Source organism: Hyphomicrobium album, assembly GCF_009708035.1.
Classification (GTDB): Bacteria; Pseudomonadota; Alphaproteobacteria; order Rhizobiales; family Hyphomicrobiaceae; genus Hyphomicrobium_A; species Hyphomicrobium_A album.
In genome coordinates this window covers 2,500,236-2,521,837 of the sequence record NZ_WMBQ01000001.1, presented here as the reverse complement: position 1 = coordinate 2,521,837, position 21,602 = coordinate 2,500,236, and the positions used below count along the sequence as shown (strand labels likewise).

The 21,602-nt window shown below is 66.0% G+C and carries 23 protein-coding genes; 10 read left to right on the top strand and 13 right to left on the bottom strand.

Going from position 1 to position 21,602, the window contains the following annotated elements:
* Positions 1 to 115: 115 nt before the first annotated feature.
* From dnaJ to trmD, 5 genes are read left to right on the top strand one after another with little or no spacing between them, the layout of a single operon-like run.
* Positions 116 to 1,255 carry a molecular chaperone DnaJ gene (gene dnaJ, locus GIW81_RS12050; protein WP_154739669.1) on the top strand — a complete coding sequence of 380 codons (1,140 nt, stop codon included), beginning with the start codon at positions 116 to 118 and terminating at the stop codon, positions 1,253 to 1,255.
* 10 nt (positions 1,256 to 1,265) lie between these two features.
* On the top strand, positions 1,266 to 1,853 hold the full coding sequence (locus tag GIW81_RS12045; protein WP_154739411.1) for an NADPH-dependent FMN reductase: 588 nt from the start codon (positions 1,266 to 1,268) through the stop codon (positions 1,851 to 1,853).
* Positions 1,854 to 1,883: 30 nt separating this feature from the next.
* A complete protein-coding gene (gene pyrF, locus GIW81_RS12040) occupies positions 1,884 to 2,597 on the top strand; it encodes an orotidine-5'-phosphate decarboxylase (RefSeq protein ID WP_154739410.1) in 714 nt (237 codons plus the stop codon).
* Between the two features lie 35 nt (positions 2,598 to 2,632).
* Positions 2,633 to 2,920, top strand: coding sequence for a DUF1330 domain-containing protein (locus tag GIW81_RS12035; RefSeq protein ID WP_154739409.1), 288 nt, complete (start codon positions 2,633 to 2,635; stop codon positions 2,918 to 2,920).
* 39 nt (positions 2,921 to 2,959) lie between these two features.
* Entirely contained in the window at positions 2,960 to 3,694 is a 735-nt protein-coding gene (gene trmD, locus GIW81_RS12030) for a tRNA (guanosine(37)-N1)-methyltransferase TrmD (protein WP_154739408.1), read from the top strand.
* Here the strand turns inward: trmD and GIW81_RS12025 are convergent.
* Positions 3,675 to 4,061, bottom strand: coding sequence for a hypothetical protein (locus GIW81_RS12025; protein WP_154739407.1), 387 nt, complete (start codon positions 4,059 to 4,061; stop codon positions 3,675 to 3,677). The genes trmD and GIW81_RS12025 overlap by 20 nt on opposite strands.
* 167 nt (positions 4,062 to 4,228) lie before the next feature.
* On the opposite strand from GIW81_RS12025, the gene rplS reads away from it, so the two are divergent.
* The 4 genes from rplS to asnB all read left to right on the top strand — a co-directional run bounded on the left by rplS (position 4,229) and on the right by asnB (position 8,745).
* Positions 4,229 to 4,882 carry a 50S ribosomal protein L19 gene (gene rplS, locus GIW81_RS12020; RefSeq protein WP_154739406.1) on the top strand — a complete coding sequence of 218 codons (654 nt, stop codon included), beginning with the start codon at positions 4,229 to 4,231 and terminating at the stop codon, positions 4,880 to 4,882.
* Between the two features lie 123 nt (positions 4,883 to 5,005).
* Positions 5,006 to 5,827 carry a type I methionyl aminopeptidase gene (map, locus tag GIW81_RS12015; RefSeq protein ID WP_154739405.1) on the top strand — a complete coding sequence of 274 codons (822 nt, stop codon included), beginning with the start codon at positions 5,006 to 5,008 and terminating at the stop codon, positions 5,825 to 5,827.
* 18 nt (positions 5,828 to 5,845) lie between these two features.
* Positions 5,846 to 6,586 carry a RadC family protein gene (gene radC / locus GIW81_RS12010; protein WP_154739404.1) on the top strand — a complete coding sequence of 247 codons (741 nt, stop codon included), beginning with the start codon at positions 5,846 to 5,848 and terminating at the stop codon, positions 6,584 to 6,586.
* Positions 6,587 to 6,747: 161 nt separating this feature from the next.
* Complete coding sequence (gene asnB, locus GIW81_RS12005; protein WP_154739403.1) at positions 6,748 to 8,745, top strand: asparagine synthase (glutamine-hydrolyzing); 1,998 nt, start codon at positions 6,748 to 6,750, stop codon at positions 8,743 to 8,745.
* Between the two features lie 5 nt (positions 8,746 to 8,750).
* Here asnB and GIW81_RS12000 read toward each other — a convergent pair whose 3' ends face one another.
* The 5 genes from GIW81_RS12000 to GIW81_RS11980 all read right to left on the bottom strand — a co-directional run bounded on the left by GIW81_RS12000 (position 8,751) and on the right by GIW81_RS11980 (position 13,859).
* Positions 8,751 to 10,016 (bottom strand): MFS transporter, encoded by a 1,266-nt coding sequence (locus tag GIW81_RS12000; RefSeq protein ID WP_154739402.1) that lies wholly within the window; start codon positions 10,014 to 10,016, stop codon positions 8,751 to 8,753.
* A gap of 24 nt (positions 10,017 to 10,040) precedes the next feature.
* On the bottom strand, positions 10,041 to 10,520 hold the full coding sequence (locus GIW81_RS11995; protein ID WP_154739401.1) for a PRC-barrel domain-containing protein: 480 nt from the start codon (positions 10,518 to 10,520) through the stop codon (positions 10,041 to 10,043).
* 103 nt (positions 10,521 to 10,623) lie between these two features.
* Positions 10,624 to 11,343 carry a hypothetical protein gene (locus tag GIW81_RS11990; RefSeq protein ID WP_324614992.1) on the bottom strand — a complete coding sequence of 240 codons (720 nt, stop codon included), beginning with the start codon at positions 11,341 to 11,343 and terminating at the stop codon, positions 10,624 to 10,626.
* Positions 11,344 to 11,454: 111 nt separating this feature from the next.
* The gene (locus GIW81_RS11985; protein ID WP_154739399.1) at positions 11,455 to 12,306 is read right to left on the bottom strand and encodes an alpha/beta fold hydrolase; all 852 of its coding nucleotides are present in this window, start codon (positions 12,304 to 12,306) and stop codon (positions 11,455 to 11,457) included.
* 320 nt (positions 12,307 to 12,626) lie between these two features.
* Entirely contained in the window at positions 12,627 to 13,859 is a 1,233-nt protein-coding gene (locus GIW81_RS11980; protein ID WP_154739398.1) for an argininosuccinate synthase, read from the bottom strand.
* 315 nt (positions 13,860 to 14,174) lie between these two features.
* On the opposite strand from GIW81_RS11980, the gene GIW81_RS11975 reads away from it, so the two are divergent.
* Positions 14,175 to 14,438: a hypothetical protein gene (locus tag GIW81_RS11975; protein WP_154739397.1), complete on the top strand. Its 264-nt coding sequence runs from the start codon at positions 14,175 to 14,177 to the stop codon at positions 14,436 to 14,438.
* A 34-nt stretch (positions 14,439 to 14,472) separates the two neighbouring features.
* Here the strand turns inward: GIW81_RS11975 and GIW81_RS11970 are convergent, their stop codons facing one another.
* The 7 genes from GIW81_RS11970 to ybaL form a co-directional block, all read right to left on the bottom strand.
* Positions 14,473 to 15,147: a hypothetical protein gene (locus GIW81_RS11970; protein WP_154739396.1), complete on the bottom strand. Its 675-nt coding sequence runs from the start codon at positions 15,145 to 15,147 to the stop codon at positions 14,473 to 14,475.
* Between the two features lie 103 nt (positions 15,148 to 15,250).
* Positions 15,251 to 15,748, bottom strand: a complete 498-nt coding sequence (locus GIW81_RS11965; RefSeq protein WP_154739395.1) for a hypothetical protein — start codon at positions 15,746 to 15,748, stop codon at positions 15,251 to 15,253.
* Positions 15,749 to 15,986: 238 nt separating this feature from the next.
* Entirely contained in the window at positions 15,987 to 16,418 is a 432-nt protein-coding gene (locus tag GIW81_RS11960) for a hypothetical protein (RefSeq protein ID WP_154739394.1), read from the bottom strand.
* A gap of 170 nt (positions 16,419 to 16,588) precedes the next feature.
* Positions 16,589 to 17,794: a 23S rRNA (adenine(2503)-C(2))-methyltransferase RlmN gene (gene rlmN, locus GIW81_RS11955; protein WP_154739393.1), complete on the bottom strand. Its 1,206-nt coding sequence runs from the start codon at positions 17,792 to 17,794 to the stop codon at positions 16,589 to 16,591.
* Between the two features lie 130 nt (positions 17,795 to 17,924).
* Complete coding sequence (locus tag GIW81_RS11950) at positions 17,925 to 18,128, bottom strand: hypothetical protein (RefSeq protein ID WP_154739392.1); 204 nt, start codon at positions 18,126 to 18,128, stop codon at positions 17,925 to 17,927.
* A gap of 212 nt (positions 18,129 to 18,340) precedes the next feature.
* Positions 18,341 to 19,726, bottom strand: coding sequence for a hypothetical protein (locus GIW81_RS11945; protein WP_154739391.1), 1,386 nt, complete (start codon positions 19,724 to 19,726; stop codon positions 18,341 to 18,343).
* A 91-nt stretch (positions 19,727 to 19,817) separates the two neighbouring features.
* Positions 19,818 to 21,557: a YbaL family putative K(+) efflux transporter gene (ybaL, locus tag GIW81_RS11940; protein ID WP_154739390.1), complete on the bottom strand. Its 1,740-nt coding sequence runs from the start codon at positions 21,555 to 21,557 to the stop codon at positions 19,818 to 19,820.
* Positions 21,558 to 21,602 lie beyond the last annotated feature (45 nt).

Here is a 21,602-nt window from a genome sequence, read left to right as displayed (position 1 = left end):
GCAGGCTCCACATATCCCCAACAGCGGCTCGCCCTTCCCCCGCGCCGAAAACATCGCTATCTCCCAACGACAGGGTAGTTGCATCGTGCACGAGACCGAAGGACCCGCGCTGAACATGGCCAAGCGCGACTACTATGAGACGCTCGGGCTTGCCCGGGGGGCGAGCGAGCAAGAGCTCAAGACCGCCTATCGGCGGCTCGCCAAGGAACTCCACCCCGACCGCAATCCCGGCGATACGCACGCCGAGGTCCGATTCAAGGAGCTGAACGAGGCCTACGAGGTCCTGAAGGACCCGCAGAAGCGCGCGGCCTACGACCACTTCGGACATGCTGCCTTCGAGCACGGCGGCGGCGGACGCGGCTTCGGCCCGGACTTCGCCTCGTCCATGTCGGACATCTTCGACGACCTGTTCGGCGAGTTCATGGGTGGGCGCCGAGGCGGCGGAGCTCGATCGCGCACGGCGCGCGAGCGCGGCGCCGACCTGCGCTACAATCTCGAGATCAGCCTGTCGGACGCCTACGTCGGCAAGACCGCCCAGATCCGCGTGCCGACCTCGGTTTCCTGTGAAACATGCTCCGGCTCCGGCGCCCGCACCGGCACCAAGCCGGTCACCTGCCCGACCTGCGCCGGTCATGGCAAAGTGCGCGCCAGCCAGGGCTTCTTCACTATCGAGCGCACCTGTCCGAGTTGTCAGGGCCGCGGCGAAACTATCGAAGACCCTTGCCAGACGTGCCACGGCGCCGGCCGCGTCACCAAGGAGCGCACGCTTTCCGTCAACATTCCGCCTGGGGTGGAAGACGGCACGCGCATCAGGCTGGCGGGTGAGGGCGAGGCCGGCCTGCGCGGCGGTCCCGCCGGCGACCTCTACATCTTCCTGTCGATCAAGCCGCACGAGTTCTTCCAGCGCGACGGCGCCGACATCTTCTGCAAGGTGCCGATCGCCATGACCACCGCGGCGCTCGGCGGCCAGATCGAGGTGCCGACCGTCGAAGGCGGCGCAACGCGCATCAAGATCCCGGAGGGCTCGGAAAGCGGCAAACAGTTCCGCCTGAAGGGCAAGGGCATGCCGGTGCTGCGCTCCAAGGTGAACGGCGACATGTACATCCAGGTCGAGGTCGAGACGCCGAAGAGCCTGACCAAGCGCCAGCGCGAGCTGCTGGAGGAATTCGAGAGCGAGAGCCACAAGGAGACGAGCCCGGAGAGCGCCGGATTCTTCGCGCGCGTCAAAGACTTCTTCGAGGGCAAGGGCAGCTAGGGCGGGAACGATGACGAGCTCGGTAAGGCTTCTCTTCTTTGCCGGCTCGGCGCGCGCCGGCTCGTTCAACAAGCAACTGGCGCGGCTCGGCAGCATGATCGCCGACGCCAACGGCATTCCCTCTACCTTCGCCGACCTCGGCGACTACCCGATGCCGATCTATAACGCCGACCTCGAAGCCGCCGAGGGCCAGCCCGAAAACGCCCACAAGTTCAAAGAGCTCATGGCCGCACACAGCGGCATCTTCATCGCCAGCCCCGAGTACAACGCCTCCATCACGCCGCTGCTGAAAAACACGCTCGACTGGGTGAGCCACGTGCGCGAGCCGGGCCCCAGTGGCTTCGAGGTCTACAAGACGCGCGTCTTCGCGCTCGGCTCTTCGTCGAACGGCGGCATGGGCGGACTGCGCAGCCTGACCACCGTGCGCCAGGTACTGGAGCTTGGTCTTGGCGCCCTTGTCCTCCCCGACCAGTTCGCCGTACCGCGTGCCAAGGAGGCGTACGGCGAGGATGGGCATCTCAAGAACAAGGACAGCCAGGAAGCCTTCAAGGCCCTGATCCAGAAGCTTGCGCGCGCCGCGCATGTGCTGCATGGCTAGCGGCCGGATAGCTCCAGCACGCTTGCCATCATGACCTCCCGGACCGCCAAAGATCGCCTGATCGTCGCCCTCGACATGCCGACCGTCGAGGAAGCGCAGCGGCTCGTCGTGCGCCTCGGCGACACGGTCAGCTTCTACAAGGTCGGGCTGGAGCTTCTGTTCGCCGGCGGCCTCGACCTCGCCCGCTCGCTGAAAAGCGACGGCAAGAAGGTCTTCCTCGACATGAAGCTTCTCGACATCGGCACCACCGTCGAGCGCGCCGTCGCCAACGTCACCGAGATCGGCGTCGACGTCCTCACCGTGCACGGCCACGACCTCAAGACCATGCGCGCCGCGGTCGCCGGCCGCGGCTCGAGCAAGCTGAAGCTGCTCGCCGTCACCGTGCTGACCAACCTCACGGGCGATGACCTGAAGCAGCAGGGATCCACGCTCGCGCCCGCCGACCTGGTTTTGCATCGCGCCAAGCTCGCGCGCGAATCCGGCGTCGATGGCGTGATCGCCTCGGGGCAGGAGGCCCGGCGCATCCGCGACACCATCGGCCCGGGCTTCCTCATCGTCACTCCCGGTATCCGCCTGACCGGCAGCTCCACCGACGACCAGGAGCGGATCACCACGCCGGACAACGCCATTGCGTCAGGCGCCGATTGCATCGTCGTTGGCCGCCCGATCACCCAGGCGGACGACCCGAAGCTCGCCGCCGAAACCTTTGTCAACCACATCCGCGAAGCGGAGCTGCCCGGCTGACGCCGAGTGCTAGAAACGACGGGAGGAGTGCCGACATGCCCAAAGGATACGTGATCGTTCGCGCCGAGGTGACCAACCCGGAGAAGTGGGCGGAGTACGTGGCGAAGTCGAAAATCGCGCTCGAGAAATTCGGTGGCCGCCGCATCGTCGGCGGTGGTCAGGCGAAGATCGTCGAGGGCGATGGCCTGCCCCGCAACGTCGTCATCGAGTTCGACAGCTTCGACAACGCGCTCGGCTACGCCAGTTCCTCCGAATACGCCGAGGCCAAGAAGCTGCGCCAGGGCGCCGGTACGCTGCACATGGTCGTCGTCGAAGGCGTCTGACGGCAAGCGGCGCGGCCGCACCCGGTGTAAGGTCTGCCCATGCCGCACTTCCCAAGCAAAGGTGAGCGCCCGCCGTGGCGGGCAACGGTGCTGACGCTGTTTCCGGAGATGTTTCCGGGGCCGCTCGGCATCTCGCTGTCGGGCCAGGCGCTGGAAGCCGGTGTGTGGTCGCTCACGACCGTGCCGATCCGCGAGTTCGGCCTCGGCCGCCATCGCGCCGTCGACGACACCCCGGCCGGCGGTGGCGCCGGCATGGTGATGCGCGCCGACGTGCTTGCCGCCGCCATCGATCATGCGCGCGGCGCCGAACCCGACGCGCCGCTGATCTACCTTTCGCCGCGCGGCGAGCCGCTCACTCAGGCGCTGGCGCGCGAACTCATCGCCGGTCCGGGCGTGCTGTTGCTCGCCGGGCGCTTCGAGGGCGTCGACGAGCGCGTGCTCGCCGCCCGGCAGATCCGCGAAGTCTCGATCGGCGACTACGTGCTGTCGGGCGGCGAGCTTGCCGCCATGGTGCTCATCGACGCGTGCGTGCGCCTTTTGCCCGGCGTGATCGGCGCTGAAGGCTCGCTGAGCGAGGAAAGCTTCGAGGGCGGGCTCCTCGAGTATCCGCAGTATACGAAGCCGCGCGAGTGGGAGGGCCGCACAATTCCCGACGTGCTTCTCTCCGGCGACCACAAGAAGATCGCCGAGTGGCGGCACGCGGAAGCGGAGCGCGTCACCGCCGAACGCCGCCCGGATCTCGCGGCGCGGCTGCCTAGACGGCGGCCGACTTGAAGCGCCGCTCGACGATCCAGGCAATGAGTAGCCCGGCCAGAAACAGCGCATTCTGATAGACCGGCACGCCGAGCAAGATCAGGCCGCTGAGGCTCTCGTTTCTCCCCGGCCCTAACGTGACGTCCCATGCGCCGTAGGCGCCGATCGCCAGGGCCAGCCCCAGAGCCGTGCAAACGATCCGCGCGGCAGCGACCGAGCGCACGAAGCGGCTGGCCAGCCAATAGAAGAGCAGCGCCGGCACGGCCGCCCAGAGGATGATCGGCAGCCACTGGCGGGGCAGGTATCCGGCGCTGAAGTAGACGAGTTCGCCAAGACCGATGGCCGCAGTTAAGATGGCCAGAAACAGGGCCGGGCGCGCGTACGGCATGTGTCCTCCGCAATCGGTGGGTGCTGAAATTTCTGTCGCCGCAAGGACCATATCGACAAGCCAGTATGTTTGGGCTATGACCCGGGCAAATTCCCCAAGGCTTGCCGTTTAGGGGTGCCGGCCTGTCGCCGTGCCTCGATGGCCTATTTCTACGGTTTAGGTGCTCCATGAACGTTATCCAAGAGATCGAGCGCGAGCAGATGAGCGCCGTCACGGCGAAGCGCGGCGTGCCCGAGTTCGGCCCCGGCGACACCGTCAAGGTCATGGTGAAGGTGATCGAGGGCGACAACGTCCGCACCCAGGCCTACGAGGGCGTCGTGATCGGCCGCTCCGGCGCCGGCATCAACGAGAACTTCACGGTCCGCAAGATCTCCTACGGCGAGGGCGTCGAGCGCGTCTTCCCGGTCTACTCTCCCTACATCGCCGAGATCGAGGTCATCCGTCGCGGCAAGGTTCGCCGCGCCAAGCTCTACTATCTGCGTGGCCGCCGCGGTAAGTCGGCGCGCATCGCCGAGCGTTCGGATGCTCGCGCCCGCCGCCTTAACGCCGCCTGGAAGGGCTTCAAGAAGCAGAAGGGCGAGCCGGATGATCTGACGCAGATCAAGGGCATCGACGCCGATCTCGCCGCCCGCCTGCGCCAGCTCAATGCCATCAAGCTCGAGCAGATCGCCAACCTGTCGGACGACGACATCGCCAACCTCGACGAGACGCTGCAGCTCGGCGGTCGCATCGAGAAGGACGACTGGGTCGGTCAGGCACAGACGCTCATCACTGAGGCCTCCGCTGCCGAGGTTCCGGCCGAGGAAGAGGCGAAGGCCTAAGGCTTACTTTCAAGTTGGTTTACCGACACGGCGCGCCATCGGCGCGCCGTTCGTTTATTGCGCCCCCCGCAATTTGCACTACATTTGAGGGCCGGCCCGCTGGGGGCCGTCAGGATCTGCCGAATGTCGAACGTGGAAGTCGGTCGCGCACCCGACCGCGATGGGAAGGTCAGGCGTCACGGCCCGGAGGCCTTTGCCGGCATGCGCAAGGCAGGCCAGCTCGCCGCCGCTGCGCTCGATATGCTGACCGAGCACGTGAAGCCGGGCGTCACCACCGAGGAGCTCGACGAGCGCGTCCTCGCCTTCGCCCTCGACCACAAAGCCTATCCGGCGCCGCTCAACTACCGCGGGTTCCCCAAGGCCATCTGCACCTCGATCAACCACGTCGTCTGCCACGGCATTCCGGGGCCAAAACCCCTGCGCGAGGGCGACATCGTCAACATCGATGTGACGCTGATCGTCGACGGGTGGCACGGCGACACGAGCCGCATGTATCCGGTCGGGCCGATCGGGCGCCGCGCCGAACGCCTGATCACCGTCACCTACGAGGCCCTGCAGCGCGGCATTGCCCAGGTCCGCCCCGGCAACACCACCGGGCACATCGGTGCCGCCATCCAGGCGTACGCCGAGGCCGAGCGCTGCTCGATCGTGCGCGACTTCTGCGGCCACGGCCTGGGGCGCGTGTTCCACGATCGCCCCAACATCCTGCACTACGGCGAGGTCGGCGAAGGCGTCGTGCTCGAGCCGGGCATGCTCTTCACCATCGAGCCGATGATCAACCTCGGGCGCCCCCACGTGAAGGTGCTGCCCGACGGCTGGACCGCCGTCACCCGCGACCGCGAGCTGTCGGCGCAGTTCGAGCACAGCGTGGGCGTCACCGAGACCGGGGTCGAGGTCTTCACCCACTCGCCCGCCGGCATCGATTTCCCGCACTTCCAGAACTAGGGATGCTGGGCGTGCGCCATGCCGGATCGCGACGAGATCGACGGCAAGGCTGGCGCTGACAGGCAAGGCTCCTTTTTAGAAGCGCCGCTACCGGACCACAGCGGGCATCGCCAGCGGCTGCGCGAGCGCTTCCGCAAGGGCGGCGCCGATGCGTTGCCCGACTACGAGCTGTTGGAGCTGGTGTTGTTCCGGGCGCTGCCGCGGCGCGACACCAAGGGCATCGCCAAGCGCCTGCTCGCCCGCTTCGGCAGCTTCGCCGAGGTGGTCAACGCACCCGACCCGCGCCTCAAGGAAGTGGACGGCGTGGGCGACAGCGTCGTCACCGAGCTGAAGCTCGTCCGCGCCGCAGCGCTGCGCATGATGCGCTCCGAGCTGGTGCAGCGCCCGGCACTCGCATCCTCGAAGCAAGTGCTCGACTACCTATTCGCGGCGCAAAGCTACGAGCACCGCGAGCAGTTCCGCATCCTGTTCCTCGACAAGCGCAATCGGCTCATCGCCGACGAGGTCCAGCAGCAGGGCACCGTCGACCACACGCCCGTCTACGTGCGCGAGGTGGTGAAGCGCGCGCTGGAGTTATCTGCAACCGCGATAATTCTCGTCCACAATCACCCCTCGGGCGACCCGACGCCGTCCCGCGCGGACGTCGACATGACGAAGCAAATCGTCGCAACCGCGGCCCCGCTGGGGATCGCCGTTCACGACCACATTATTGTTGGGCGTGAAGGACATGCGAGCCTCAAGGCCCTGCGCCTCATTTGATGCGACTTTTCCCTGCAGACCGCCGGCCCATGATAAAGTTGGTCGGACAACGAATCGCCGGATCGGCGCCATTTGCGACGTTGCGTAACTAGCCATTTACCCGGCCAAGGTGGACTACGGCCTAGAGCCGAATCGCCACGCGCCTTTCGACACGAGGAACTATGTGCGGCATCGCAGGACTGATCGACCTCACCGGTAAGCGGCAGCCCGACGCGGGGATGCTGCAGAAGATGGCGGATGCGATCTGGCACCGCGGCCCCGACGCGGACGGCTACCTCGTCCGTCCCGGCTTCGGCTTCGCCAACCGCCGCCTGTCGATCATCGGCCTTGGCGACGGCTCGCAGCCGATCTTCAACGAGGATGGCACCATCGCCGTCGTCTACAACGGCGAGCTGTTCGACTATCCCGAGCGCAAGGCGGAGCTCGAGGCCAAGGGCCACGTCTTCCGCACGCACACCGACACCGAGATCATCGTCCACCTCTACGAGGAATACGGCGAAGGTGTCTTCGAGCACTTGAAGGGCCAGTTCGCCATCGCGCTAGTTGACTTCACCAAGCGCACCATCTTTCTCGCCCGCGACCGCGTCGGCATCTGCCCGCTGCATTGGAGCCGGCAGGGCGACTGGATGTTCTTCGGCTCCGAGATCAAGGCGATCCTCGCGTCCGGTGCCGTTGCCGCCACCGCCGATCCGCGCGGGCTCGACCAGCTCTTCACGTTCTTCGCCATGGGCACGCGCCGCACGATGTTCGAAGGCGTGCAGTCGCTGCTGCCCGGGCACTATCTCAAGATCGCCTTCCGCCGCGACGGCAAGGCCACCGAGATCGTCGAGCGCCGCTACTGGGACTTCGATTTCCCCGATGCCGGCAGCGAAGAGAACCCGCGCAATATCGAAACCGCGATCGACGAGTTCGAGGCGCGCTTCCGCCGCGCCGTCGAAATCCGCCTGCGCGCCGACGTTCCGGTCGTCGGCTATCTCTCAGGCGGCGTCGATTCCGCTTACGTCCTCGCCACCGCCTCGAAGCTGCGCGGCTCGCCGGTGCCGAGCTTCACCATCCAGGTGCCCGGCAAGGGCCTCGACGAGACTACCGACGCGCTGTTCACCGCGCGTGCTATCGGCAGCCTGCCGACCATCCTGCGCTCCGACAGCACCGTCATCGCCAACACCTATCCGCAGCTCATCGCTTCCGCCGACTGCCCGGTGATCGACACGTCGTGCGCGGCGCTGTGGCGCCTGTCGCAGGAGGTGCACGACCAGGGCTACAAGGTGGCGCTCACCGGCGAAGGCTCGGACGAGGCGTTCGCCGGCTACATCTGGTTCAAGCTGCGCAAGCTCAGCTACTTCATGGACGTCGGCGGCACGAATGCGTCCGACACGTTGAACCGCATGTTCCGCCGGCGCATGTCGCCGCACATGAGCCACGCGCAGCTGAAGCGCATCGACGGGATGATGGGCCGCGCCCACGCCCAGACGCTCATCTATCACCTCGTTTCGCAGTCGCGCGACCGCTACTTCTCCGCCGCCATGAAGGATCGCCTCGGCGACTACGTCGCCTACGAGGACGTGCCGATCGAGACCGAGCGCGTGCGCCGCTGGAGCCCGCTGAACCAGTCGCTCTACTACGGCTACAAGATCCATCTCGCCGGCCTGCTGCTGAACCACAAGGGCGACCGCGTCGCCATGGCCAACAGCGTCGAGACCCGCTACCCGTTCCTCGACGAGGACGTCATCGACTACGTGTCGAAGCTGCATCCCTCGTTGAAGCTGCGCGGCCTCACCCGCGACAAGTATCTGTTGCGCCAGGCCGCCGCCCGGCTGTTGCCGAAGGAGGCCGCCTTCCGCAAGAAGGGCATGTTCCGCGCGCCGCTGGCGGAATCCTTCTTCGTCGATCCGCCGGAGTACGTGCGCGGGCTCATGAGCCGCGAGTCGCTCAATCGCACCGGCTACTTCGACACGGATACCGTTCTGCGCGATTACGAAGCCATCAGCCGCGGCGAGGGCTCGAAGATCAACGTGTTTCTCAAGATGGGCCTCACCGGCGTGCTGTCGACGCAGCTTTGGCACCACCTCTACCTCGGTGGCGGCCTGTGCGAGCTGCCGGAGAGCTCGCCACGGCCGGCGGTCGAGCGCCCCGCCGCCGTGCCGTCCGCGGCGGCCTGATCGGCTTAGACGGGAACGCGGCGATAGCCGCGCATCTGGCTGGCGAACACGAACAGGAAGCCCATCGCGGCGATGGCGGCGAGGCTGAGGAAGGTCGTGGCGTGGCCGAAGTTGTCGCTCATGTAGCCGGCAAACGTCGTGCTGAGCGCCGCGCCGATACCGATGGCGCTGCCGACGAACCCCTGCGCCAGGCTGAAGTGACCGGTGCCGCGTGACGCGTCGGCGATGACCAGCGGGACCATCACGCCGAGCACCGCCGCCGAGATGCCATCTAACAGCTGCACCGCGACGAGCGTGTAGGGATCGCTCACCATGGCAAACAGGAACCCGCGCAGCGGCAGCGCCGCGAAGCCGATGAGCAGCATGGCACGGTTGCCGCGGACGCGCGCCTGACGGCCGACCCAGGGCGAGAACAGCGCCACGATGAGCTGCGGCACCACCATGCAGGCGCCGATCAGAATGGTCGCGTGATCGCTCGAGCGCATGGTCATCACGCTGGCGAGCGTCGGCATCATCGCCGCGTTGGCGAGATGGAACAGCACCATGCAGAAGGCGAAGAAGACGAGCGCCTGGTTGCGTAAGACGTCGCGCAACGTGGCCGCCGGATCGCCCGGATGCGGTGCCGCCCTGCCGCCGTGCACGCGCTCCACGTCGAGGTCCTCGGGCCGGATGCGGGACAGCGCGAACAGCATCGGGATGCACAGCGCCGCGGTGACGAAGAACACCGCCTGGTTGGAGATGAGATACCCGCACAGCCCCATGCCCGCCGCCGCGAGGCCGGCGCCGATCGACGCGAGGCTGGCGTTGCGACCCAGTCGCTCGCTCACCCGGTCATAGCCGACGAGGCCGAGCGATATCGCCGCGATGGCGGGACCGAGGATGCAGCTCGCACCCGCGTGCAGGATCGCCGCCCCCAGCACCACTGGAAGAATCGGGAATGTGCCGATGGCGAGCGCGCTCACCGCTATGGCGCACACCGCGCCGGCGATCAGCACGCGAATGCGCGAGGCAGCGTCGACGATCGCGCCGCCGGGAAGCTGTCCGGCAAGCGCCGTGAGACCGGCCACCGACAACACCATGCCGATGTCGATCTGCGTCCACTTCTGGGTAGTGAGGTAGAGGGCGACGAAGGCGCCGAAGCCGACCTGCACGTCGGCCAGGCAAAAGATGAACCAGTCGAGGCCGCGCAGGCTCCGGCGGCTCGGATGCGCGCGCGAGCGCCGGGGCGCATCGTCCGATGCGCTGCTCGAATCAACAGTCGCTGCGGCCATTGTTCGGCCTTGTCATACCGGCGGCTACGGACCCCCGCGCGCAGCCGCTACGTTGGGTGGAGTGGGCGAGCCGAGCACGACGATCGGCTCCCCTTCGAGAAACTCTGGTGCGAGCCGAACCTGGTCACGCGTCAGCTCGACGTTGACCGGGTCGAGCTGGCCGGCGGACGGAAAGCGCAGCGCGCTCCACGCCACGGCGATCTTGCGGCTGCCGACGCCGAGGAATCCGCCGAAGTCGATGATGGCGGCGCGCACCTGGCCGTTGCGGCTCACGATGATGTCGACGATGCGGCCCATGTCCTCGCCGGTGGGGCTGCGCACGTTGCGGCCGAGAATGCCGCCGGCATCGCGATCGTCGACGACGGTCGCCGGCGTGCCCTGCTTGGCGGCCGACGGAGCGTCGGGTTTCTTGGGATCGGTGGCAGCGGGCAGAGTCGATATGGCCAATGGGAGGGCAACAAGCGTTGCCGCTGCCAGGCTGAAAACCCTGAAGGATGCTGGCATGTGAATACGCCTGCTATTGAGGATAAAGCCCAACGGCCGGCGCAAGCCCTGGGTTCCCGCGGCCCTAAAGGGCTACAATTCGCTTTGAGGTTCGGCGACGAGTTTATTCGAACTTTGAGTCGCTGATGTCGATCGACACCATCAGCATCTCCAATATTGGGCGTCGGTCGGGGCCGCGCGTATAGGCGCGGCGCTTGGTCGGTAGGCGGATGCCGTTTGCCACGACGTAGTCCGAGGTGAGCTGTGCTGCCGGAAAGCCCCCAGCGATGTTCACCGCGTAGTCGTGCCGGCGCAGGAGGAAATCCGGGCCGAAGAAAAAATCCTGGATGAGGCTGTGGGTTTCGATCGCGCCGGGAAAATACGCGCGCAGCACGCGCCAAGTCTCGGACCCCTCGCGCCACGGCTCGGTCTCCTCGACCTCGACGCCGTCCATAGCCAACAGGAACGGCGTTGTGAGGTAGGTCCACAGCGCTTCGCCATTGAAATAGGCGCGCTGCAACGGGTCCCAATGCGTGTGCATCTGGTGACCGGCAAAAGAGTCCTTGGGCGACCGGCGCTCCGCAACAACCTTGCCGTCCAGCTTCTCGATCGCGATTCTGTCCGGAGTGAAGACGGTGCGCTGATCGGGCGCTCCGTACGGAAAGACCGACGAGCGCTCCTCGTGTAGCCAGACCGTCATACTGCGCGGAGCAGGATCTTGCGGAACGCCTTTGAGTGGGAAGAAACCTCCGCCGCTGACGATCGTGGCTTCGACCTTCGAAAATCCGCTCCACCGGTCCGCGCCACCGTGTGCGTCCAAGACCTTTGCCAGCAATTCATTCACACGCAATCTCCACCCACAAAATCATCCGATGGCGCAATTCCTGTGAGCTTGGCTCCGGCCTGCAGCACTGACAGTGTGCGCCCGCGCGGGGCGCACACCGCTATCGCATCGTCAGGCGGCTTTACTCGCGGCTTTGACGGCCTTGCCTTGAATGAATGCGAGCAAGTCGGCGTTCACGTCATCCTTGAGTGTCGTGCACAGACCGTGCGGCGCGCCCTTGTAGACTTTGAGCTCGGAGCCCTTGATCAGCTTCGCCTGCAGGGCTCCGGCATCCGGATAGGGGACGATCTGATCGTCGTCGCCCTGGATGATCAGCGTCGGCACGTCGAACTTCTTCAGGTCCTCCGTCTGATCGGTTTCGGAGAAGGCCTTGATGCAGAAGTACGCCGCCGGGAAGCCGGCCAGCATGCCCTGCAGCCAGAAGGATTCGCGGACGCCTTCGGAAACCTTCGCGCCCTTACGGTTGTAGCCGTAGAACGGCAAGCTCAGATCCTTGAAGAACTGCGAGCGGTCGCCTTGCACGCCGGAGCGCAACTGGTCCAGCGCCTCGATGGGCGTGCCACCGGGATTGTTCGGCGTCTTGAGCATGAGCGGCGGCACCGACGAAATGAGCACCGCCTTGGCGACGCGCTTCGTGCCGTGACGGGCGATATAGCGCGCCACTTCGCCGCCGCCGGTCGAATGTCCGACGTGAATGGCATCCTTGAGATCGAGATGGGCGACGAGCTCGGCCAGGTCGTCGGCATATGTATTCATATCGTTGCCGTTCCACGGCTGGTCGGAGCGACCATGCCCGCGGCGATCGTGAGCTACGCAGCGGTAGCCGCGCTCGCTGAGGAAGAACATTTGGTCTTCGAAAGCGTCCGCGGAAAGCGGCCACCCGTGGCTGAATACGACTGGCTGACCTTTGCCCCAGTCGTTGTAGTAGAGCTTCGTGCCGTCCTTGGTGGTGAACGTCGGCATGGTCCAACACTCCCAATATGCACTCTGATTGACTGAACCCGTTGAGCCCTCAGCTCGGCGAGGACGATAGCTGCAACGGCGTCGACAAGAACGGCGGGATTGCCACCAGGGTTATTAGCTCGCTTAGAACAATTGCTGCCCGCGCCGTGCCCACTGAGCGCGGGCCGGCCGGGTGCCTTACGTGCACAAATTTTGCGCAACGCATTCGCGATTTCCGGGACATTTGTCTCGAACGCGAAGAGTTCGCTCGTCGTGAGCGAAAGCGTCCACCACCGCGAAGAAGCCTGAGGACGGCACAAGCGCCGCCCCTTGCATGCCTCTCAACTTTTGCGGTCGCGCAGGCCTAGAGTGCGCAAGCGCAGCGCGTTGAGCTTGATGAAGCCTGCCGCGTCCTTCTGGTCGTAGGCGCCCTTGTCGTCCTCGAAGGTGACGAGCGTCGAGGAGTAGAGCGACTTGGGGCTCTCGCGGCCGATCACCGTGGCGTTGCCCTTGTAGAGCTTCAGCCGCACCTCGCCCTCGACGTGCTCCTGGCTCTTGTCGATCGCCGCCTGCAGCATCTCGCGCTCCGGCGAGAACCAGAACCCGTAGTAGATGAGCTCCGCGTAGCGCGGCATCAGCTCGTCCTTCAGGTGCATGGCACCGCGGTCGAGGGTGATCGATTCCATGGCGCGATGCGCGGCGAGCAAGATCGTGCCGCCGGGCGTCTCGTAGACACCGCGCGACTTCATGCCGACGTAGCGGTTCTCGACAAGATCGAGCCGGCCGATGCCGTTGTCGCGGCCGTAGTCGTTGAGCGTCGCCAGCAGATTGGCCGGGCTCAACGGATTGCCGTTGACCGAGACCGCGTCGCCCTTCTTGAAGCCGACGGTGATGACGGTCGGCTTGTCGGGCGCTTCCTCCGGCGAGATGGTGCGTTGGTAGACGTAGGGCGGCGGCTCGACCGCCGGGTCCTCCAGCACCTTGCCCTCGGAGGACGAGTGCAGCAGGTTCGCGTCGACCGAGAACGGCGCCTCGCCGCGCTTGTCCTTGGCGATCGGAATCTGGTTCTTCTCGGCGAAGGCGATAAGGTCTTCGCGGCTCTTGAACTCCCAGTCGCGCCACGGGGCGATGATCTTGATGCCCGGCTCGAGCGCGTAATACGACAGCTCGTAACGGACCTGGTCGTTGCCCTTGCCGGTGGAGCCGTGGGAGACGGCGTCGGCGCCGACGGCCCGCGCGATGTCGATCTGCTTCTTGGCGATCAGCGGCCGTGCGATCGAGGTGCCGAGCAGGTAGACGCCCTCATAGAGCGCGTTGGCGCGGAACATCGGAAACACGTAGTCGCGCACGAACTCCTCGCGCAGGTCCTCGATGTAGATGTTCTCCGGCTTGATGCCGAGCATCAGCGCCTTCTCACGCGCCGGCTCGATCTCGCCGCCCTGGCCGAGGTCGGCGGTGAACGTCACCACCTCGGCGCCGTAGGTCTGGTGCAGCCACTTGAGGATGATCGAGGTATCGAGGCCGCCTGAGTAGGCGAGCACGACCTTTTTGATCGGCTTGGCTTTCGAGGTCATGGGGGCTCTTTGGGGTTCGAAGACGCACCTGCCTGTACGAAATTATGTACGGCTTTGCCATAGGCATCGGCGCCGCTTGCTTGGCGCCCAACGGGGCTCGCCGTGTGCGTCGCGAGGCGCTTCGCTTTCTAGCCGGGCGACGATCTTGGAGATCGCTCCGCGGGTCATGTCGACCTCGTCGGCGACCGTGCTCGGCGATGGCGCCGCTGCCACAACCCGATCTGGCAACTGCAAGCGCCGGCGCTTTTCCATTTGCGGTCTATGCAACCTATGGTACTCGTTGGCCGCGGGGACACCCATCGGGGGAGTATTTTTATGCGTACCCACGTCGCGCGCGGCATTGCATTGGCCGCCGCCGTCACCCTTGCGTTCGCCGCCAGCGCCATCGCTGCCGAGGAAACGAAACCTGCCAAAACCGAGAAGAAGCCGCCGTCGGTCTGCGTCGGTCTCGACCTCACCGCTTGCGGCGCCAAGGCCGAATGTTTTTGGAAGCAGCAGATTACGACCAAACAGGGCAAGACCAGGAAGGCCCACTGCCGCCTGAAGCCGCGTCAGCAGATGGCCAAGAAGGCGGTCTAACCGCCACTCCGGACGAGCCTTTTCCCGCTGCGCGTTATGGCATGCGCAGGGTCGCGAACATCGTGCCGATGTTCAGCGGGATGACCGTCATCAGCGTCAGCATGTCGACGGGCGGCCAGACGTTGCCGCCCGCGGCGTGGCCGCCTTCCGCCTGATAGCTGGCGAACACCTTCTTGATCGAGCGCGTCGCCATATTGGCCGCGTCGAGCACGGCCGCGTTGGCCTCGGCGGTCGGCCAGGCAACGGCGTGCGGCACGCCCGACGACATCATCACGTAGGCCATCGGCCACGCCGCTGTTGGCGCCGCGAACGGCATCATCGTCAGCCACGCGGCCATCGGATTTGCCGCATTGGCGACCGGTTGCACGGGCATTGCGCTCATCGCGCTCAGCGCCCCGCTCATGGCGGTGGCGAACGCCGCCATGGCCTCGAAGGGATTGGACGGCAAAGGCGCCGGGGCCGGTGCCAGCGGCTTCGCCCATGCAAACGGGTCGAAGGCGGCCAAGGCAGACGACGGCGGCGCCAACGGCACCGGCCATTGCCAGGGGTTCGGCTCGGGTTTCGGCGGCGTCGGCTGCAGCACGCCCGACCAGAAGCTCAGCACCTGATCGGCCATCGCCGCATAGGCGGCGGTGCTCGCCGCCGAATAGCCGAACGCGGCATCGGTGCAGCTGCGGGCGAAGCGCTTCTGAAGCTCGGGGTCTAGCATGCGGCGCGCCTTCTCCTTGCCCCCGCAAGCACTGCGGAAACCGTAATCCGATTGCTGCAATGCAACAAGACAATTGCGCGTGAGATCACTTGGACTTTCGGCGTCACGCGGTCTGCGCAGCCGGTTCAGCGGCGCTCGGCGGCGCTGCTGCGGGCGGCGGCGCATCGGCGCGCTTGCCGCCGGCACGGCGTCCGGCGACAAGCCAGTAGGCAAGACCGGCAAGCGTGCCGGTCGTCAGAAAGGACGTGAGGGCATAGCTGTTGAAGATGGACGGCTGGCCAACCACCTCGTTGGCGTAATAGGCGACGAAGCCGCCGGCGCCGATCAAAAGCCCAACGACCGCGTAGTAGAGCCACGAGCGCACGTGCCACATCTCGCCGATGCCGTTGGCCAGCATGGCGAATGGGAAAGCGAAAATCGCCGAATGGGTCGCGGCAAGCAGTGCCAGCACGCCGGCGTTGGCTAGCCGCTCCGGTTGGGCTTCCGCCGGCAGATTGGCGATGTCGGCCGGGGGCACGACGAAGGCGACGGTCACCGCGCCGGCCACGAGGCAGGCGATGATGAAGCCGAATAGGACGCGCAGCAGCGTGATCGTGATCATGGCCGGGCTCGCTCGGTTTATGCCGCGTGCGAAGTCTATAGGCCCAAAGTCGCCCGGCTCAACCCTAAACGGCGCTTCTGCCTAATAGGCGCAACCCCCTCCCGCTGTCGCGCTTCGCGCGTCCAGCCGACCTCTCCCCCTGGGAGAGGTTAAGTACAGTGGCGCCCCTAACCTCTCCCATTGGGAGAGGTCGGAAGCGAATGCAAATGAGCTTCCGGGTGAGGGGTTGCCCGGCACCCTAAGCGTTGCGGCCGGCGATCAGCCAGTAGACGAAGCCGGCGGCGAAACCGGCTGTGGCGAACACCTGCCACACCAGCGCTTCCGAGGATGCAACCGTTCCCGCCTGCCCATAACGCGCGAGCAGCGGAATGGCGGCGAGGGCGATGCCCCCGCCCAGGACGTAGTAGGCAATCGAGCGGATGCGCGCGACCTCGCCGATGACCACCATGAGCAGCGCCGGGGTGAGCGTGATGCTCGCCATCAGCATCATCCCCTGGTTCATCACCGCGAAGATCGTCTCCACGTCCTCATTGCCGATCGGATTGACGTGCAGGAACTGAGTGATGCGCTCCAGCCCCAGGGTCACCAGCACGAACAGCGCGGCGATAGCCGACATGATCAGCGCGAAGGGGATGACGATGAGGATGCGGCCGGCGGTCTTCCAGAACACGTCTAGTGCCCCGATTCCGAAGTTCGCCAAAGCTTGCAGCCGGGGTTCGGAGCGAACTTCGGAATCATAAGGGGCACTAGAACCATTGATTTGCTAGCGTGATTCAGATCGAGAAATTCGCTCGATACCTCGCAGCTGATGTTAGCGAATTTCACGATCATCACGCTAGGTCAGGCCCCACTACCGCTCGTCGCCACGTCCGCCAGCGCCCGCTCGCTCGCCCGCTGCTTCACGCTCGCCGACTTGAGCTGGCCGCAGGCCGCGTGGATGTCGCGTCCGCGCGGCGTGCGCACCGGGCTCGCGTAGCCTGCCTTGTTCACCACCTCGGCGAACCGCTCGATCTGCTCCCAGTCGGAGCACTCGTATGGCGCGCCCGGCCACGGGTTGAAGGGAATGAGATTGATCTTGGCGGGAATGCCGGCCAGCAGGCGTACCAACTCCTTCGCCTCGGCAAGGCTGTCGTTGACGCCCTTCAGCATGACGTATTCGAAGGTGATGCGGCGCGCGTTCGACAGCACCGGATAGTTGCGGCACGCCTCGAGCAGCTCGGCGATCGGATACTTGCGGTTGATCGGCACCAGCTCGTCGCGCAACTCATCGCGCACCGCGTGCAACGAGATGGCGAGCGACGTTCCCGTCTCAGCACCCCAGCGGGCGATCTCCGGCACGATGCCCGACGTCGACAGCGTGATGCGCCGCTTCGACACCGACAGCGCCTCGCCGTCGGCGGCCAGCTCCATCGCCGCCTTGACGTTGTCGAAGTTGTAGAGCGGCTCGCCCATGCCCATGAGCACGATGTTGGTGATCTTGCGATCGGAGGATGGGAGGAGGCGCCCATCGCCGGGGACCTCTGCGCCCTGCCAGTCGCCGATGCGGTCGCGCGCCAGCAGGATCTGCCCGACGATTTCCTGGGCCGTGAGATTGCGCACGAGACGCTGCGTGCCCGTATGGCAGAACGTGCAGTTGAGCGTGCAGCCGACCTGGCTCGAGATGCACAGCGTGCCGCGCTCGCTCTCGGGGATGTAGACGGTCTCGACCTCGGGCGCCTTGCCGTCGCGGCCCAGCGCCGGCAAGCGCAGCAGCCATTTGCGCGTGCCGTCGACCGATACCTGCTCGGTGACGATCTCCGGCCGCGCCAGCGTGTAGCGCTGGCTGAGCTCGGTGCGCAGCTCCTTGGCCACGTCGGTCATCGCGTCAAAAGTCGACACACCGCGCACGTACAGCCACGAATAGAGCTGGTTGACGCGCATGCGTTGCTGCTTTTCCGGCACGCCGGCGGCAGCGAGCGCCGCGCGCAGCCCCTCGCGGCCAAGACCGGCAAGCGAAGGCTTGTCGGCCGCAGCGATGGCGGATGGCGTGTCGAGCGTCAGAACCATGTCGATCCGGTGATGCGGCTGGCCCCTATCTAACGATGCGCCCCATGAACAGCAAATCCCCAGGCCCGGGAGGGTCTGGGGATTGCAATCTCGAACATCCAGGCGGGGGACGAACGTCCCGGGTTCTCTGCTAGGCGGCGGGCACCCAGCGGCCGGCTATGTAGCCGAAAGCGACCGCATCGGGGTTTAGTCTAGCCGACCGGCGAAGCCCTTCGGCTTCCTTCACGTCGGCCTCACCGAGAACGACCTGGGGGCGGGCTGCTTTGACCGTGTCGTGAAATCCACTGAGAAGAATCACTCTCTTCCCGCGGACCTCGATCTTCGGACATGCCATGCGTCACCTCCTCTGCAGGAAGATCAGCGCTGCGGCGGATTGGCGGTTCGGGGGAAACCAGTATTCTGTCGATAAAGCAGCGACCCGCAGCCGTTTCTGATCACCTACAACGTGGACTATACGTGACTTGTGTGACACGTGAAATAACTTTCCATTGCGGAACCGTAAGGAAAATGTTGACAAAACTGGAATGATCCACTTGCTGCGCCGCGTCATTTTCCGAGCGGCACATTGAACTGCAGCCGGCCACTCCAGTTCTGCGTCGCTGCCGACGTCGTGCCGCTCTCGACGCCGCCCGTCGCCTGAACGCTCGATCCGTCCTTCACGCCATAGGCGACGCCAGCCTCCGCTTTCAGGTTCACGTCGGTCGGCTGAACTGCCGTCACAGCCGGATTGAGCGCCTGCCAATTGTCGAAGCCGGCGAAGGCGCCGACCGCGGCCCGCGGCTCGATGAACGTCGCATCGTCGACCGCGAAGCGCTTGGAAATCTCCGGCAGCACCTCGACTTTGCCCGTGCCGGCAGCCTTAGTGGCGCCTGTGCCTGAATCGCGCACCGCGTCCTCGATGAAGACCACGCCGACGCTGGGGGCGACTTTCCACCCGCTCACGTCGCGCGTTCCGGTGAGCTTGCCGCGCACGAGACGGCGGGCCGTGAGGCTGTCGTCGATCTCCGAGCTGGCGACGGCATTTTCCGTCTCGCCCCATGCGGCGCGCCCGTCGAAGGTGACGCCGGAAGCCACCTTCATGCTCATGTAGGGGCCGAACATCCAGCCCTTCGCCGCCATCGTCGGCGTGTCGTACTCGTAGCTTTCGACGCCGCGATCGACCTGCGCCAGGGCGCCGAGCATGATGTCGGGGCCGACCATCGAGCGCGTGCCGAAATAGAGAACTCCGAGATTGCCGCCGGTCGAGCCTGCGCCGAGGCTGGTCTCCTCGTAGTTCTGCATGCGTCCCTCGAGCCAGAAGTCGACCAATCCGGGCTGGGGTGCCTTGCTGCCGTTGGTCGCCGCGGCGATCTCCGACAGGCTGACCGAGAACTCGACGTCCTTGGCGCGGCCGTCGTCATCCATGATCACGGTGCTCGACAAGGGCTTGTCGGGATTGGCGATGGGAGTCGGTGCGCGGTCGATGCGCAAACGGTCCGGCTCACGCGCATTCAACAGGCCCTTGCGCCGCTCCAGGAACGCCGCGTTGGCCGCTTCGGTGCGTGTCGACGTGCAGCTGACGGCGACGGACGCGGCGGAAGCATCAGTGGCAGCGAAGCGGAAGCTGTAGGTGCCGTTGACGGGGGCGGTGAAGGTCGCGGATATCGCCGAGGTGCCCCCGATCAGCGACGCCGGCGCGCCGGGGCCACTGACGAGCGCCACGGACGCGCCGTAGGCCGCAAAGCTCAGCTGGTCGCCCTGGCCGAGGGCCACGTGCCGAGCAACCGGCGTGTTGGCGCTCACATCGGCGTTGAGCGCCCCGGCGTTCACCGCCGGGCAGCCTTCCGTCGCGAGCGCCGCTCCCGCGACGGCCTGGGCGACCGCGCCGATGATCGCTGCCAATGTGGCGCGTGCCGCATTCCGGTTTCCCGGGATGCGTTTCCGGCTCTGCATGATCGATGCTCCGCCTACGCGAACTAGCTGGTGGATTCGTCGTCGTTGCTGCGGGGCAAAATCGACGGAAGTATGAAATCTGGCCAGAGGCTTAGCAGCTCTGACCTGACTGCATGGCTGACGGATTTGTGGGCAGGCGCGCCACCATCGCGTCGGCGATCTCGCGGGCGCCCTGCACGATGGCGGAAGCGCCGTAGTTCGCGAGGTAGGCCGCCTCCTCGTCGGAGTGCGCGTGCGCGACGATGTAGAGATCGCGGTTGACGGCACGCGCCTGCGCGACGATCTGGCCCGCCTCGAACGCCTCCGGCACCGCAACGAACAAGGCGGCCGCTTGCGGCAGGTTGGCGGCCACGAGCGACGCCGGCGCGCTCGCCGCCACCGCCTCGATACCCCGCGCCTTCAGCTTGGCGACGATCTCGTCCTTCTCGTCGATGACGAACAGCGGCACGTTCGCTGCTTCCAACGCCTCGCACACCCACTTGCCGATGCTGCCGCAGCCGACGAGCACCGTGTGGCCCCGCTGGGTCGTCGCCTCGATCTCGGCGGCCACTGCCGGCTTGGCGACCTGCGACGGGGCGGGCGCGGCCGGCGTCGGTGCCACCGGAGCCAAAACGCCGTCGCGCGCCTCGATCCACGGTTTCATGCGGTCGAGCAGCATGAACAGCAGCGGGTTGAGCAGGATCGAGATGATCGCACCGGCGAGGATCAGCTCGCGGCCCTGCTGCGGCATCAGGTTCAGCGAGACGCCGAGCGTCGCCAGGATGAACGAGAACTCGCCAATCTGCGCCAGGCTGGCGGCGATGGTCGCCGCCGTTCCCCACGGGCGGCCGAAGGCGCGCACGATCGCCAGCGCCGCCACCGACTTGGCGACGATGATGATGGCGACGGTCGCCAGCACCGGCAGCGCATCGTTGATGAGGATCTTCGGGTCGAACAGCATGCCGACCGAGATGAAGAACAGCACCGCGAAGGCGTCGCGCAACGGCAGCGTCTCCGATGCCGCCTGCTGGCTGAGGGCCGATTCGCTCAGGATCATGCCGGCGAAGAAGGCCCCCAGTGCAAACGACACGTCGAAAAGCTGTGCCGCGCCGTAGGCGCAGCCGAGCGCGATGGAGAGCACCGCCAGGCGGAACAGCTCGCGCGAGCCGCCGTGGGCGACATAGTGCAGAATCCACGGGATGATCCGGCGGCCGAACACCAGCATGACGGCGACGAACGCCGCGACCTTGGCGATGGTCACCAGCAGCGTGGTGACGATCTCCGTCATCTCGAAGCTGGAGGCGGCCGCGCTCTGCAGGCTGCCGTTCAAGATAGGCACGAGCGCCGGCAGCATCACCAGCGTCAGCACCATCACCAGGTCCTCGACGATGAGCCAGCCCACCGCGATGCGGCCGCGCTCGGTGTTGAGGATGCGCCGCTCCTGCAGCGCGCGCAGCAGCACCACGGTGCTCGCCACGGACAGCGCCAAGCCGAAGGTGATGCCGGCCCCGATCGACCAGCCCAAGATATGGCCGAGCCCGATGCCGAACATCGTCGCCACGGCGATCTGCACCACGGCGCCGGGAACGGCGATGGTTCGTACCGACCACAGGTCTTTCAGCGAGAAATGCAGGCCGACGCCGAACATCAGCAGGATCACGCCGATCTCGGCCAGCTCGCTCGCCAGCGACTGGTCGGCGACGAAACCCGGCGTGTGCGGACCGAGCAGCACGCCCGCCAGCAAATAGCCGACGAGCGGAGATACGCGAATGCGTTGAGCGATGGCGCCGAACAGGAAAGCGAGGCAGAGCCCCACGACGATGGTGGCGATTAGCGGCGTGTCGTGGTGCATACGTCCTGGCGGCCTCATTCGAAGGTTGAGAGCGCATTGTAAGGA

Coding starts and splice junctions, on each gene's coding strand:
- pyrF (WP_154739410.1), top strand. CDS start 1,884: ATGACCTCCCGGACCGCCAAAGATCGCCTGATCGTCGCCCTCGACATG.
- GIW81_RS12000 (WP_154739402.1), bottom strand. CDS start 10,016: ATGGCCGCAGCGACTGTTGATTCGAGCAGCGCATCGGACGATGCGCCC.
- map (WP_154739405.1), top strand. CDS start 5,006: ATGTCGAACGTGGAAGTCGGTCGCGCACCCGACCGCGATGGGAAGGTC.
- ybaL (WP_154739390.1), bottom strand. CDS start 21,557: ATGCACCACGACACGCCGCTAATCGCCACCATCGTCGTGGGGCTCTGC.
- GIW81_RS11985 (WP_154739399.1), bottom strand. CDS start 12,306: ATGCCGACGTTCACCACCAAGGACGGCACGAAGCTCTACTACAACGAC.
- GIW81_RS11965 (WP_154739395.1), bottom strand. CDS start 15,748: ATGATCACGATCACGCTGCTGCGCGTCCTATTCGGCTTCATCATCGCC.
- GIW81_RS11975 (WP_154739397.1), top strand. CDS start 14,175: ATGCGTACCCACGTCGCGCGCGGCATTGCATTGGCCGCCGCCGTCACC.
- GIW81_RS11945 (WP_154739391.1), bottom strand. CDS start 19,726: ATGCAGAGCCGGAAACGCATCCCGGGAAACCGGAATGCGGCACGCGCC.
- GIW81_RS12045 (WP_154739411.1), top strand. CDS start 1,266: ATGACGAGCTCGGTAAGGCTTCTCTTCTTTGCCGGCTCGGCGCGCGCC.
- GIW81_RS11950 (WP_154739392.1), bottom strand. CDS start 18,128: ATGGCATGTCCGAAGATCGAGGTCCGCGGGAAGAGAGTGATTCTTCTC.
- rplS (WP_154739406.1), top strand. CDS start 4,229: ATGAACGTTATCCAAGAGATCGAGCGCGAGCAGATGAGCGCCGTCACG.
- trmD (WP_154739408.1), top strand. CDS start 2,960: ATGCCGCACTTCCCAAGCAAAGGTGAGCGCCCGCCGTGGCGGGCAACG.
- GIW81_RS11995 (WP_154739401.1), bottom strand. CDS start 10,520: ATGCCAGCATCCTTCAGGGTTTTCAGCCTGGCAGCGGCAACGCTTGTT.
- rlmN (WP_154739393.1), bottom strand. CDS start 17,794: ATGGTTCTGACGCTCGACACGCCATCCGCCATCGCTGCGGCCGACAAG.
- GIW81_RS12035 (WP_154739409.1), top strand. CDS start 2,633: ATGCCCAAAGGATACGTGATCGTTCGCGCCGAGGTGACCAACCCGGAG.
- dnaJ (WP_154739669.1), top strand. CDS start 116: ATGGCCAAGCGCGACTACTATGAGACGCTCGGGCTTGCCCGGGGGGCG.
- radC (WP_154739404.1), top strand. CDS start 5,846: ATGCCGGATCGCGACGAGATCGACGGCAAGGCTGGCGCTGACAGGCAA.
- GIW81_RS11980 (WP_154739398.1), bottom strand. CDS start 13,859: ATGACCTCGAAAGCCAAGCCGATCAAAAAGGTCGTGCTCGCCTACTCA.
- GIW81_RS12025 (WP_154739407.1), bottom strand. CDS start 4,061: ATGCCGTACGCGCGCCCGGCCCTGTTTCTGGCCATCTTAACTGCGGCC.
- asnB (WP_154739403.1), top strand. CDS start 6,748: ATGTGCGGCATCGCAGGACTGATCGACCTCACCGGTAAGCGGCAGCCC.
- GIW81_RS11970 (WP_154739396.1), bottom strand. CDS start 15,147: ATGCTAGACCCCGAGCTTCAGAAGCGCTTCGCCCGCAGCTGCACCGAT.